16 protein-coding genes and 1 tRNA gene are annotated in these 12,852 nt (G+C 62.0%); 4 read left to right on the top strand and 13 right to left on the bottom strand.

Annotated features, from left to right (window positions below):
• Window positions 1–47 precede the first annotated feature (47 nt).
• On the bottom strand, window positions 48–284 hold the full coding sequence (locus EOB49_RS14415; RefSeq protein WP_127381345.1) for a hypothetical protein: 237 nt from the start codon (window positions 282–284) through the stop codon (window positions 48–50).
• Window positions 285–408: 124 nt separating this feature from the next.
• On the bottom strand, window positions 409–1,323 hold the full coding sequence (locus EOB49_RS14410; RefSeq protein WP_127381344.1) for a DUF2865 domain-containing protein: 915 nt from the start codon (window positions 1,321–1,323) through the stop codon (window positions 409–411).
• Between the two features lie 317 nt (window positions 1,324–1,640).
• On the opposite strand from EOB49_RS14410, the gene EOB49_RS14405 reads away from it, so the two are divergent.
• Window positions 1,641–1,853, top strand: a complete 213-nt coding sequence (locus EOB49_RS14405; RefSeq protein WP_023810978.1) for a hypothetical protein — start codon at window positions 1,641–1,643, stop codon at window positions 1,851–1,853.
• Between the two features lie 14 nt (window positions 1,854–1,867).
• On the opposite strand, the gene EOB49_RS14400 is transcribed toward EOB49_RS14405, so the two are convergent.
• The 7 genes from EOB49_RS14400 to EOB49_RS14370 form a co-directional block, all read right to left on the bottom strand.
• Complete coding sequence (locus EOB49_RS14400; RefSeq protein ID WP_245472699.1) at window positions 1,868–2,197, bottom strand: hypothetical protein; 330 nt, start codon at window positions 2,195–2,197, stop codon at window positions 1,868–1,870.
• Window positions 2,198–2,528: 331 nt separating this feature from the next.
• The gene (locus tag EOB49_RS14395; RefSeq protein WP_127320621.1) at window positions 2,529–3,356 is read right to left on the bottom strand and encodes a glutathione S-transferase family protein; all 828 of its coding nucleotides are present in this window, start codon (window positions 3,354–3,356) and stop codon (window positions 2,529–2,531) included.
• Window positions 3,357–3,378: 22 nt separating this feature from the next.
• Entirely contained in the window at window positions 3,379–3,960 is a 582-nt protein-coding gene (locus EOB49_RS14390) for a VOC family protein (RefSeq protein WP_127381342.1), read from the bottom strand.
• Window positions 3,961–4,242: 282 nt separating this feature from the next.
• Complete coding sequence (locus EOB49_RS14385) at window positions 4,243–4,419, bottom strand: Flp family type IVb pilin (protein ID WP_127381341.1); 177 nt, start codon at window positions 4,417–4,419, stop codon at window positions 4,243–4,245.
• 179 nt (window positions 4,420–4,598) lie between these two features.
• Window positions 4,599–4,673: transfer RNA gene (locus tag EOB49_RS14380), tRNA-Glu, on the bottom strand.
• A 90-nt stretch (window positions 4,674–4,763) separates the two neighbouring features.
• Window positions 4,764–5,171 carry a VOC family protein gene (locus EOB49_RS14375; protein ID WP_127320619.1) on the bottom strand — a complete coding sequence of 136 codons (408 nt, stop codon included), beginning with the start codon at window positions 5,169–5,171 and terminating at the stop codon, window positions 4,764–4,766.
• Window positions 5,172–5,216: 45 nt separating this feature from the next.
• A complete protein-coding gene (locus EOB49_RS14370; RefSeq protein WP_127268031.1) occupies window positions 5,217–5,600 on the bottom strand; it encodes a fimbrial protein in 384 nt (127 codons plus the stop codon).
• 28 nt (window positions 5,601–5,628) lie between these two features.
• Between EOB49_RS14370 and EOB49_RS14365 the strand changes: the two genes are divergently transcribed.
• Both EOB49_RS14365 and rpoH read left to right on the top strand, forming a co-directional pair.
• A complete protein-coding gene (locus EOB49_RS14365) occupies window positions 5,629–6,669 on the top strand; it encodes an RluA family pseudouridine synthase (RefSeq protein WP_127381340.1) in 1,041 nt (346 codons plus the stop codon).
• 190 nt (window positions 6,670–6,859) lie between these two features.
• Window positions 6,860–7,771, top strand: coding sequence for an RNA polymerase sigma factor RpoH (rpoH, locus tag EOB49_RS14360; RefSeq protein WP_127268033.1), 912 nt, complete (start codon window positions 6,860–6,862; stop codon window positions 7,769–7,771).
• Between the two features lie 142 nt (window positions 7,772–7,913).
• Here rpoH and EOB49_RS14355 read toward each other — a convergent pair whose 3' ends face one another.
• From EOB49_RS14355 to EOB49_RS14340, 4 genes are all read right to left on the bottom strand, one after another.
• Window positions 7,914–8,786, bottom strand: a complete 873-nt coding sequence (locus EOB49_RS14355) for an MBL fold metallo-hydrolase (RefSeq protein WP_127381339.1) — start codon at window positions 8,784–8,786, stop codon at window positions 7,914–7,916.
• 146 nt (window positions 8,787–8,932) lie between these two features.
• Window positions 8,933–9,592, bottom strand: coding sequence for a peroxiredoxin (locus EOB49_RS14350; RefSeq protein WP_127320615.1), 660 nt, complete (start codon window positions 9,590–9,592; stop codon window positions 8,933–8,935).
• Between the two features lie 220 nt (window positions 9,593–9,812).
• Window positions 9,813–10,178 carry a cell division protein ZapA gene (locus EOB49_RS14345; RefSeq protein ID WP_023810969.1) on the bottom strand — a complete coding sequence of 122 codons (366 nt, stop codon included), beginning with the start codon at window positions 10,176–10,178 and terminating at the stop codon, window positions 9,813–9,815.
• 11 nt (window positions 10,179–10,189) lie between these two features.
• Window positions 10,190–10,462, bottom strand: coding sequence for a DUF4164 domain-containing protein (locus tag EOB49_RS14340; protein WP_013529251.1), 273 nt, complete (start codon window positions 10,460–10,462; stop codon window positions 10,190–10,192).
• Window positions 10,463–10,725: 263 nt separating this feature from the next.
• Between EOB49_RS14340 and tkt the strand changes: the two genes are divergently transcribed.
• Window positions 10,726–12,717: a transketolase gene (gene tkt, locus EOB49_RS14335; protein WP_127381338.1), complete on the top strand. Its 1,992-nt coding sequence runs from the start codon at window positions 10,726–10,728 to the stop codon at window positions 12,715–12,717.
• Window positions 12,718–12,852 lie beyond the last annotated feature (135 nt).

Here is a 12,852-nt window from a genome sequence, read left to right as displayed (position 1 = left end):
ATTCGGTCAAACAAACGCGATCCGCGGATAGCTCGGCGAACCGGCCTTCACAGGGAAGCAGCGCCTTTTTTCGGCTCCTTCGCTCCGAGTTTGTCGAGTGCAAGACGAACCTGACGCAGATCTTCCTGCCAACCGTCATCGTCGTCCATTGGACCCTCCGAGGCAGCCCGCTGCAACCCACGCGCCTCGGATTCGATCTCGCGCAGTTCGGCGATTTTCTGTTCGGTGGTCAGCGAGTCGTCTTCGACGATCTTCAGCACCCGCATTTCCCTGAACGTAGCCATGGCGTTCCTCCCGGCTGATGTCGATCACAACGCCGTGAGCGCCCCTCTGTTCCAGACGGATCGCGCAGCCGCATAGCAGCAGGCACGCCGCCGCCGGTGATCGCAAATCGGGGAAGACCGGCGATCATTCGGCCGGGAAAAATGCCGGGCCGACCAAGCGCACCGGCCGCTCGCCGGCCTCGATCGAAAGGTGCTGGGCGGCACCTGGGGCTTCGGCATCGATCCCGGGGACGGCCGCAACCGTGCCGAGATCCGGCTTCGCCGTCGGCAGCGGAATAATGGCGTTGCGCATGTTGGCGGGCGTCACGGTCCTGGCTCGCAGTTCGGTGACCCGCTGGTAGTAGCGCTTGACGTCGCATGCCTTGAAATTCGCATCATCGCGATATCTGAAGGCTGCCGGCAGCTCGGTATAGGGTTTGCGCGTGTCGAGCGCGGCCATCTGGTCGGTTTCGAGGCTGGCGTCGTTCAACGTGTAGAGGTCGACGCCGGGGTCATCGCAGATGTAACGGCATTGATCGACCGTCTCCTTCAGATCGCCGCTGGCGGCGAATTGCGACTTTGGCGCCGGGAAGAAATATCCGTCCGACAGACGCACGCAAAACAGCATCGCATTGCCGGCGAACGTGGTGCTCGCCGATTGGGTGCTGGGCGCGGCGCGCACAGGCCGTTGCTTTGCCGAAGGCGCACAGCCAAGCGCGACGAGGCGCGCCTGCAGGCCCGCTGTGTCGCGGCCCGAATTCCCAGCGGCAGCAATCCGGCGCTGCACATCCGAGCGGCTCCTGGCGAGATCGGCGCAAGCGTTGAAGAGACCACCAAGCGAACTCTTCGCCGTGCACTGGCGCTGTCTCTCGATAGTCTGGATGGCTGCAAGTTGCCGGCGCAACTGGGCAAGCTCCGGGCTCGCCCCGCCGCTGCGGCCAGCCGAAAGCAACTGGCTTCTGATCGCGCCGCAGCTGTCCGCGTAGGACGAAAGCGTACCGAACAAAACTGCGGCCAGCGAAATAAATGCGATCACCATGGAAGGCCAGAAACGGATCATCGGGACAACTTGGTCCTTTTTGCGGAGAACCTGAATTTAGGTTCCATGACTTCAGCAAGATCTAGCTACATGAGTAGTTTCTAATAATCTAAAGAATTTCAACCTGAAGGACCTATTGTCTATTGTACTACGTCACCTCATGTAAATTCGATATTACATTTTTATTTCAAGATTGAGACGAACCTCGAAAGAAAGCGCAAGCCTGACCATCGCCGAGGACCTGCAGCGCAACGGACCGAGATCAATGCGCCATTATCGCCATGCGTTCGAAACCTTTGCCCGGTCTTCCGCGTTGAAGGACCAAAAGGAGAACGCAGATGTCGATCCACTTCACCGTCTCCGACCTGACAAGAAACCTGTTTCACTCGCTGGGGCTGGACCAGCGCGCGCCAAGGCCACTCAATCCCGAGCAAAGCCTGTTGCTGGAATGCTATCTGGCCGGCCAGGTTCCTGAATCAGCCTGGAGCGACTACGTCTTCGAGACGCCCGATCTTGCCCGGCATGCCGAGGCAAGGCGCAGTCACCACTGAGCCGCTGCGGGCGCCTACTTTGGAGAAGCGAATTGCAATGTGAACACGTTGCCGGCGATCCCTTGCGCCAGCTTCGGTGAAAAGGTCAGGGGCAGGCAATTCCGCAGGGCATCTGTCGCGGCATCGACAAACGTTTTTTTCGCCTTAGCATCACCATTCACCTTGATGGCCGTCGGCCTCGGCGGGCCGATCAGCGTGCCATCCCGCTCGAAGCTGAAGCTCAAGGTGACGCTGGCGGTCCCGGCGTCCGCCGGCGGTGTCCAGCATGCCTGGATCGCTGCTCCGACATCGTCCATCGTGTTGAGTTCGGCTGCACTCGAAGCATGGACAGCGGCCGCCGGCATCACGCCCGCAACCGCAATCCGTCTCGCAACGCTTTTCATCGCCAGCCCTCGTCTCATGCCTGACCGACAATCCATGCCGGACTGCCGAGATGGATGGTAGGGCCAACGCCGGCAATGACAATATCTCTCGAAAAAAGTTGACGCCAAAAAAGCGACACTGGACGAGGCCTGCGTGCCAGTTCGCACTTGGCGATGGCGTGCGAAAGCAAAAAGGCCGGCATTGCGCCGACCTTTCCTATCGCTACGACGTTCTGCGCCAGTACATCCGTGGTCGCGGGCCGAAAGCGAATTGCCTGCAGTAGACAGGGCTTTGGTTAACGTATCCTTAACCTCATGCCTTGGCCTGCGACTTCACATGGGCGATGTAGCCGCGCACATCGCCGGCCGGCTCGCTATAGGCCTTGCCGAGCGTCTTCTCGATCGCCGCCACATAGTCCTTCGCCCACTTGGGCAAGGCATAGTCGACGACGGCCAGGAATTCGAGCGTCGCCGCCAGGCGGATATCGGCGATCGACGGGTTCTTGCCGCCGATGAACGGCTTGCCGTCCCTGAAGAAGCTGTGAAACACTTCGAGCGGCTCGGCGATCGCCGCCATCGCCGCCTTCTGGGCCTCCGACTTCCTGTCGGGGTGCGCGTCGCTGTGGCCGACCTCGCCGGCATATTGTGGGAAGCCGAGCGCCGGATAGGTGGCGCGCGCCACATAAGGGTAGAGCGTACCGATCAGGTAGAACATGGCACTGTCGACCATCGCCCGCTTGGCCGGCGCCTTCGGATAGAACTTCTCCAGCCCGTGCTTGTTGGCGAGATACTGCATGATGGCGCAACTTTCCCACAACACGCCTCTGGGAAGGCCCTTGTCCTCGATCATCGGTGTCAAATGGGCGGGATTTCGCGCCATGAACTCCGGCGAACGGGTGTGGCCCCAGGCATCGGTCTCGGCATGGTCGAAACCGGCCGCGCGCGCAAACACCCGCACGGTCATGTTGTTGACGCTGGGCTTCAGCATGCTGAGCTTCAACGCCGGCTTCTTGGCCGGCTTGGCCTTGGGCGCGGCTTTTGCCGTCGCCTTCACCGCAGGCTTGGCGGCCGCCTTGGCTTTTGGCTTTGCCGCAGCTTTCGCCGCGGATTTCCCGGCAGTCTTCGTCGCTGTCTTGGCCATCTTGTTCCTCCCTCTGGTCTGTTCAGTATGGGTTCTTCGGCGCCCGATCGTCCGACAAGGTGGCGCGGGAACGCTCGACGAGCGCCTGGATCGCATCGGCGAGATGCACTTCGGCGATGTTGTAGTCGCCGCGCGCGACCCGCAGCCTGTGCGCTTCCATCAGCACATCGGCGTGGGTGAAGCCCGCTGGCGGTTCGAAGCGGTAGGACGCCAGTTCGATCAGCAGGCCGAGCGGATCCTCGAAATAGATCGAATCCATGAAACCGCGATCCTTGACGCCGCTGTGCTTGATGCCGCGCTCGTCAAGCCGGGAGACCGCCTGCAGGAAGGTGACGCGCGACACCGAAAAGGCGATGTGGTGGACACAGCCCGGATCGGTCGGCGTGCGCCGTTTCTCCGGTGTGCGGCTCTCGTCGGTGAAGATGGTGATCAGCCGGCCGTCGCCGGGATCGAAATAGAGATGGCTTTCCCTCGGCTTGTCGAGGTTGGGCTGTTCGAAGACGAACGGCATGCCGAGCACGCCTTCCCAGAAATCGATAGAGGTCTGGCGCCCGGCGCCGACCAGCGTGATGTGATGAACGCCCTGCGACTGCAGCTTCTGCATTGGCCTTCCTCCCCCACGGCATCAACTGGTCGGCGAATCTGCCCGACATCCGGCGTTCTGTGCGCCGCTGGAACCGTGCTTCAGGATCCGTGACGTGATGCTAATGCAAACAGCCCCACGGCGCCAGAAGCGACGAACGCAGCGACGCAACGGATAAGCCGAATGATTGAGAGTGCGCCGTCCGCATTTCCGATGCCGGACATCGGAAGGGCGTACACGCTACGCTTTTGGAGGCTGAGGGTCGACGATCCGGCCGACGGCCGACCGAATTGAGGTACCGACTTACGAGCCGCCGCTGTTGACCGTAGTGCCGACGTTCGTGAAGATCCCGTTGAGCGAATTGCCCAGCGCCCCGGCGCCGGTGATGATCGCCAGCGCGATAAGAGCCGCGATCAAGCCATACTCGATCGCGGTCGCGCCCGACTCGTCCCAAGCGAAACGACAGGCTATTTTCTTCATGTCGACCTCCTACAGCTACTAAAGCGACAACTAATATATCGCCGTGAGTTGCGGGGGCGTTAAGGTTCTCGGTTTCGGGTCCGTTAACATTTGCCAGACGAATGAAATGAAGGCCAGTATCGAGGGTCGTCGACTTCAGAAACGAAATCGACGGCATCCTGCAAATTTGTCGAAAAACTTGGTACGCCCAAGGGGAATCGAACCCCTGTTCCCGCCGTGAGAGGGCGGTGTCCTGACCGCTAGACGATGGGCGCGTTCAAGAACCGGCGATATAGGCTGAGCGCTGGGAAAAAGCAACTGGGCTTAGGCCGCTTTCCCTTGCCGAGGAAAAGCCGGCCGTCAGCCTATCGTTTTGGTTCGATCAAATCCCAGAGATTCCCATGCAGATCGGCGAAAACCGCCACCGTGCCATAGGGCTCGAAGCGCGGTGCTTCGCGGAATTCGACGCCCTTCTCCAGCATCGCCGCATGGTCGCGGGCAAAGTCGTCGGTTTCCAGGAACAGGAAGACACGCCCGCCGGTCTGGTTGCCGATGCTCTGCCTTTGCGCCTCGTCGGACGCTTCGGCCAGAAGCAGCCTGGCGCCCTGACCGTTGGCCGGCGCGACCGTGATCCAGCGCTTGCCGCCGCCGAGATCGACATTTTCGACGAGCAGGAAGCCCAGCCGCTCGACATACCAGGCAATCGCCTCGTCATAATTGGCGACGACCAGGGCGACCGTGGCGATGCGGCGATGCTCGGCGAACCCGCTCATGCCTGAGGCTTGCTCATTGGCCTGCCGCTCATCGTTGCGGCTCGGTCACTTGTTGCGGATCGCAAAGCGGCCGATCAGGCGTCGCTCGGTGATGTCGTAGACGAAGATCGTGCGGCTGCCATCGGCAAGCTCGGCGTCGATCGAGACACGATTGCCGGACAGCGACTGGCTGACCACCGTGGCGCCGACCGGCAGCACGATGTCGCCGTTGACCGGTTCGCCGGCGGGTGTCTGGATATCGCCGGCCAGCGGCGGGTTCGCCGGCGGTGCATTGCGCGCTTTGTAGACAAGGGCGCCGATCACCACCATAAGGGCGAGGAACAGCAGGCCGAGATTGATCCCGACGAAGCGGACGAGTTTCCTGCGCACCTTTTCGACCTCGGGGTCGAGCGGCTTATCCTGGTCTTCTTCGGCGATCGGGCTGGCCATGGCAAAACAGTTCCGGAACGGTTTTTCAATGAGCGCTCATAGCGAAGAGGCCCCTGAATTGATAGAGGCGGAACCGACAGTGCTGGTGGCGGGCGCGGATGCGGCCGGCCTGCGCCTCGACCAGTGGCTGGCCGCAAACCTTGGCCCGGACATGTCACGCAGCCGCGTGCAGATGCTGATCAGGCAGGGCGCGGTCTCGGTCGACGGCAAGCCCGTCGACGAGACCAAGCGCAAGATGGCGCCGGGCGAGAGCGTGTCGGTTACCATGCCGGAGCCGGAGCCGGCGGAGCCGCAGGGCGAGAACATCGCACTCGATGTACTCTATGAGGACGACGAACTGATCGTCATCAACAAGCCGGCCGGGCTTGTCGTGCACCCCGGAGCGGGCAACTGGACCGGCACGCTGGTCAATGCGCTGATCCATCATTGCGGCGACAGCCTTTCAGGAATCGGCGGTGTGCGGCGGCCAGGCATCGTCCACCGCCTCGACAAGGAGACCAGCGGCGTCATGGTGGTCGCCAAGACCGACCGCGCCCACAAGTCGCTGTCCGAAGCCTTCGCCGATCACGGCCTGACCGGCGATCTCGAACGTGCCTATCTGGCGCTGGTCTGGGCTATACCGCAGAGGCCGACCGGAAGGGTCGACGCGCCGCTCGGCCGCGCCGCCGACCGCGTGCGCCGTGCCGTGGTGCCGGAAGGACGCGATGACGCCCGCCATGCGGTCACCCACTTCGCCGTGCAGGAGCGCTTCGGCGAGAACCAACAGGAGTTCGCCACGGCCAGCCTGGTCGAATGCCGGCTGGAAACTGGCCGCACCCACCAGATCCGCGTCCACATGGCGCACATCGGCCATCCGGTGGTCGGCGATCCCGACTACGGGATGGCCTTTCGCACCAAGGCCAACCGGCTGCCCGAACCGCTGAAAAGCCAGGTCAAGGCATTTCCCCGGCAGGCTTTGCATGCCTGGCTCCTTGCATTTCGCCATCCCACTACCCATCTAACCGTGAGGTTCGAAGCGCCTATACCGGGGGACATGGAGGAACTCGTAAGCGGTTTCCGCAAGCTCTGAACCTGCCACCGAAAAACCTGAGCGGCATTGTTCACTTCAGCGTGACACACTGTTTCGTGTTGAACAAATGCCTGTCTTTTCTGGTTTTGTTCCTGTATAAGATCTGATGTCGCGGGCGAGCCTTTTGGTGCTCGCGTCACATGCCCGCCGCGTTTCGGGGGCATCACTCCAATAGAGAGGGGGCGCTATCATGGCCCAGTCATTACCCAGTATCGTTTCCGGCGAAGGCGGCCTCAGCCGCTACCTGGAAGAAATCCGCCGCTTTCCCATGCTGCAGCCGCAGGAAGAGTACATGCTCGCCAAGCGTTACGCCGAGCATGAAGACACCTCCGCTGCGCACAAGCTCGTCACCAGCCACCTCAGGCTCGTCGCCAAGATCGCCATGGGCTACCGCGGCTATGGCCTGCCGATCGGCGAAGTGATCTCGGAAGGCAATGTCGGCCTGATGCAGGCCGTCAAGAAATTCGAACCCGAGCGCGGCTTCCGCCTCGCGACCTACGCCATGTGGTGGATCAAGGCCTCAATCCAGGAGTACATCCTGCGCTCGTGGAGCCTGGTCAAGATGGGCACGACCGCCAACCAGAAGCGCCTGTTCTTCAACCTGCGCAAGGTGAAGGGCAAGATCCAGGCGCTCGACGACGGCGACTTGAAGCCCGACCAGATCACCGAGATCGCCACAAGGCTGAACGTTTCCGAAGCCGAAGTGGTGTCGATGAACCGCCGCCTGTCCGGCGACGCCTCGCTCAACGCCCCGATCCGGGCCAGCGAAGGCGAATCCGGCGAATGGCAGGACTGGCTGGTCGACGACCACGAAAGCCAGGAAGAGATGCTGATCGAGCAGGACGAGCTGGAAAACCGGCGCGGCATGCTGTCAGGCGCTCTTGCCGTGCTCAACGAGCGCGAGCGGCGCATCTTCGAGGCCCGTCGCCTCGCCGAAGAGCCGCTGACGCTGGAAGAGCTGTCGTCCGAGTTCGACATCAGCCGCGAGCGCGTGCGCCAGATCGAGGTGCGCGCCTTCGAGAAGGTGCAGGACGCGGTCAAGGCCGCCGCCAAGCGCCAGACCCAGGCGCTGCGCACGATTGAGGCGCAGCCGGCGGCGTAAGGTTAGCTAAGGCAACAAAAAATCAAGGCGGCGCCAGGAAACCTGGCGCCGCCTTTTTTGTGGCTGATTGGGAGTTGGCGAACGGGGGCGACAGCCAATCTCCCCCGCAAGGGTCGAGATTGGCAGCTTCACCAACGGCCCCTCAAAGCCCGTCCAGCGGAAACTTCAGGTACCGCCGGCCATTGGCTTCGGGTTCGGGCAGCCTCCCGCCATTCATGTTGACCTGCAGCGCATGCAGGATTAGCCGCGGCATCGGCAGCGTCCTGTCGCGCGCCTCGCGCAGGGCGACGAACTCGGCCTCGCTGCAGGCGGCGGCAAGATGGATGTTGGTAGCCTTCTGTATGGCGACCGTGCTTTCCCACAAAGGTTCGCGGCCGCCGGCCTGATAGTCATGGCCGACGAACACCCGCGTCTCGTCCGGCAACGCCAATATGTCCTGGATCGAGCGCCAGAGCCGCGCGGCACTGCCGCCGGGAAAGTCCGTCCTCGCCGTGCCGCTGTCGGGCATGAACAGCGTGTCGTGGATGAAGGCGGCATCGCCGATCACATAGGTGATCGAGGCCAGCGTGTGTCCGGGCGAGAACAGCACCTTGACCGGAAGGGTACCCACTTGGAAGGTTTCGCCTTCTCTAAACAGCCTGTCCCACTGCGAACCGTCGGCGGGGAAATCCGGCCAGTTGTAGATCGCTTTCCACAGTTTCTGGACCTCGATGACCCTGTCGCCGATCGCCGTCGGCGCGCCGGTCTTCTCTCTTAGATAGTGCGCCGCCGAGAAATGATCGGCATGCGGATGGGTGTCGAGGATCCATTCGACGCTCAGTCCCTGCTCGGCGACGAAGTCGAGCAGGACATCGGCATTCGTCGTTGCCGTAGCACCGGATTTCTCGTCGAAATCAAGGATCGGATCGATGATGGCGCATCGCTTCGTCGCCTGGTCGGCGACGACATACTGGATGGCGCCGGTCGGCTTGTCATAGAAGCCGCTGACCTGCGGCCTGGCCAAAGCTACGTCCAATTCCGGCTTCCCCAACTCTCGGTCGCCAGGAATGATTTTCTCTGACGACACCCGAGAGGAGCATGGTTGTCCGCTCGGTGTCGTCAGTCAAGTATCACTTGGCTCGCAAGGGCGAGGAGGCCAAAGATCGTTCCGAGGCGCCTGGATCAGGCCGATGGCTGCTTGGTCTTCCGCAGATAGGGCAAAATGGTCTCGTAGGCGCCGAAGCGCTTGATCGCGTCATCGTTGGAGACAGCAGCGGTGATGATGACGTCCTCGCCCTGCTTCCAGTTTGCCGGTGTCGCCACCTGATGCTTGGCGGTGAGCTGCATGGAATCGACCGCGCGCAGGATCTCGTCGAAGTTGCGGCCCGTGGTCATCGGGTAAGTCAGCACCAACTTGATCTTCTTGTCCGGTCCGATGACGTAGACCGAGCGCACCGTGGCGTTGTCGGCGGGCGTGCGGCCCTCCGACGTCTCGCCGGCACCGCCCGGCAGCATGTCGTAGAGCTTGGCGACCTTGAGGTCCTTGTCGCCGATCAGCGGATAGTTCACCGAATGACCGGTCGCCGTCTTGATGTCGTCCTGCCACTTGCCGTGACTTTCGACCGGATCGACCGAAATGCCGATGATCTTGACGTTGCGCTTCTTGAACTCGCCTTCGAGCCCCGCCATCGTGCCAAGCTCGGTCGTGCAGACCGGCGTGAAATTCTTCGGGTGACTGAACAGGATCGCCCAACCGTCGCCGATCCAGTCATGGAATTTGATCGTCCCTTGCGTGGTCTCGGCGGTAAAATCCGGCGCAATGTCGTTGATACGAAGGCTCATGGTACATCTCCCCTGTAAACGGAACCGTCGGCAGCGAGGAACGGCACGCGGCAACCCACGCCACCATCAAGCTGTCCCGCCCGGCATCGTTGCATCTTAGCGCAAAAATCGTGGCTGCAAGATAATATGAAACTCTTGTCGGCGGCAGGCGAGCATTTTTATGCTGCCGAATGCGCGGCGCGCGGATGAGAGCCTGGGGCTGGACAGGAAAGGTTCTGTCTCAGCTCTTGTTGACCGCCAGCGTCACAGTCAGGTCTTCCATGCGCTGTGCCAGCGCGCCGAGCGCATTGGTGAGCACGCTATCGCTCTTGTCGGCCTTGGTCAGAGCCTCGTCGCGGGTCTTGCGCAAGGTCAGCACTTCGCTTTCCATGCCCTTGACGCGTTTCTGCAACTCCGAGAGTTCATCCATCACCATGATGCCGGCCATAACGGTCAGCCGCTGATCGCCGATCTCGCCGAACGAGTCCTTCAGGTGTGAAACATAGCGGTCGAAGCGTTCGGCAAGGTCGATCAGATGCTCTTCCTGGCCCTCGTCGCAGGCCATGCGATACTGCTTGCCGTCGATTGAAACCGTGACCTGTGCCATCGGGCCAGCTCCTATCTGTCCAACACGGCGCGGATGGTTTCCATGGCGGTCACCAAACGTCGCGAGACTTCCTTGTTGGCGTCTTCCAGCCGTTCGGCGCGCGCTTCGGAATTGTCGAGTTCCTGCGCCAGCCGCGAGCGGTCGGCGTTCATCCGCTGCACCTCGGCCTCGGCTTCGGAGTAGTCGCGTTCATGCTCTAGCTTGGCCGCGACGGCGTTTTCCAGCCCCTCGATGGCTTTGCCCAGCCTCGCGATGACTTCCTTAAGTGTGGCTTCCCCGGTCATGGCCTTCGTCCTGTGCCCTGCCCATCACCGAATCGTTCACGTTCAGAACGCGTTATCTCTGAAACATTAGGCACCGGGTGAAGGCAACGTCAACAAAGCTCTCGCGACTGTCCCCCGCTAACGCTAATGTAGGCCCGCCGCCGGCATCACAAGACCGGCAAATGTGCACCCGATTTGTTGACTAAAAGCCCGCGCCTGCTATGTGTCGCGCACCCTTTTCAAGGGCTCTCCCAAGCCCCCAAACCCCCACTTCTGGAGGAACCATGACGTCGCGTGAACAACATGACCGGATGGCCAATGCGATCCGCTTTCTCTCCATGGACGCCGTCGAGAAGGCAAATTCCGGCCATCCAGGCCTGCCCATGGGCTGTGCCGATATCGCCACGGTGCTGTTCACGCGCTTCCTGAAATATGATCCCAAGGCCCCGCACTGGGCCGACCGCGACCGTTTCATCCTGTCTGCCGGCCATGGCTCGATGCTGCTCTATTCGCTGCTGCATCTGACCGGCTACGAAGACATGACCCTCGACCAAATCAAGCACTTCCGTCAGTTGGGCTCGAAGACCGCCGGCCATCCCGAATACGGCCATGCCACCGGCATAGAGACGACGACCGGCCCGCTCGGCCAGGGTCTCGCCAATTCGGTCGGCTTCGCGCTCGGCGAGCGCATCATGAACGCAGCCTTCGGCAACGATCTCGTCGATCATTACACCTATGTGCTGGCCGGCGACGGCTGCCTGATGGAAGGTGTTTCCCAGGAAGCCATCGCGCTTGCCGGCCATCTCAAGCTCAACAAGCTGATCGTCTTCTGGGACAATAACGACATTTCGATCGACGGTCCGGTCTCGCTGTCCGACAACACCGATCAGGTTGCCCGCTTCCAGGCCTCCGGCTGGAATGCCAGCCACATCGACGGCACCGATCCGGAAGCCATCGCCTATGCCATCGAAGCCGCCCGCCATTCCGACAAGCCGACCATGATCGCCTGCAAGACGACCATCGGCTTCGGCGCGCCGACCAAGGCCGGCACCAACAAGGCGCACGGCTCCCCTCTGGGCGCCGACGAGATCGCCGGCGCGCGCAAGTTCTTCAACTGGGATTCGCCGCCCTTCGAGATCCCGGCCGACATCCTCGACGCCTGGCGCACCGCCGGCAAGGCCGGCGTCAAGGCGCGTACAGACTGGGAAGGCCGCCTGGCCAAGGCCGATGCCAAGCTGAAGGCTGAGTTCGAGCGCCGCATCAGCGGCAAGCTGCCGTCCAATTTCGACGCGGTCATTGCCGATTACAAGAAGAAGCTGTCGGCCGACAAGCCGAAGGTCGCCACTCGCAAATCGTCCGAGATGGCGCTGGAAGTCATCAACGGCGCCGTGCCCGAGACCATCGGCGGCTCCGCCGACCTGACCGGCTCCAACAACACCAAGACCAGCCAGACCAAGAACATCACCTCGGACGACTATGGCCAGCGCTATGTCCACTACGGCATCCGCGAGCACGGCATGGCGGCTGCGATCAACGGCCTGACGCTGCATGGCGGCCTCATCGCCTATGGCGGCACCTTCATGTGCTTTTCCGACTATGCCCGGCCATCGATGCGGCTGGCTTCGCTGATGGGCATCCGCTCGATCTTCGTCATGACCCATGATTCCATCGGTCTGGGCGAAGACGGCCCGACCCACCAGCCGGTCGAGCATATGGCCGCATTGCGCGCCATTCCCAACCACAATGTCTTCCGCCCGGCCGACGCCGTCGAAACCGCCGAATGCTGGCAGATCGCCCTTGAGTCGGAAAAGACGCCGTCGACGCTGGCGCTGACACGCCAGAACCTGCCGACGGTACGCAACGAATTCGTTGCCAAGAACCTGAGCAGCCAGGGTGCCTATGAGCTGGCTGCCGCCAGCAGTGAAGCGGCGGTGACGATCTTCGCCACCGGCTCCGAGGTCGAGATCGCGCTCGGCGCGCGCGACCTGCTGGAAAAGCACGGCCATCCGACCCGTGTCGTCTCGGTGCCCTGCTTCGAACTGTTCGACCAGCAGAGCGACGACTACCGCAAGAAAACGATCGGCAACGCGCCGATCAAGATGGCGATCGAAGCCGGCATTCGCCAGGGCTGGGATCATCTGATCGGCTCCGACGGCATCTTCGTCGGCATGACAGGCTTCGGAGCCTCGGGCACGATCGAGCAACTCTATCCGCATTTTGGCATTACCGCCGAAGCCGCGGCCAAGGCGGCGGAAGCCCGCCTGCATACCAAATAGGCTCAAGGTTCGGCGAAATCGCGTAAGGCGGTTTCGCCGGGCTGGCCTAACTTAATCGATTTAAATCCACGTCGCTGCGGCTGGATTCTTTCTGCTTCCACAGCTATGAAACTGCGGACCCCTCATCCGCCTCCA

It is taken from the genome of Mesorhizobium sp. M7A.F.Ca.MR.148.00.0.0, assembly GCF_003997735.1.
Lineage (GTDB): Bacteria > Pseudomonadota > Alphaproteobacteria > Rhizobiales > Rhizobiaceae > Mesorhizobium.
Note: the sequence above shows the minus strand (reverse complement) of the source record. Positions and strands in the feature narration are given on the sequence as shown.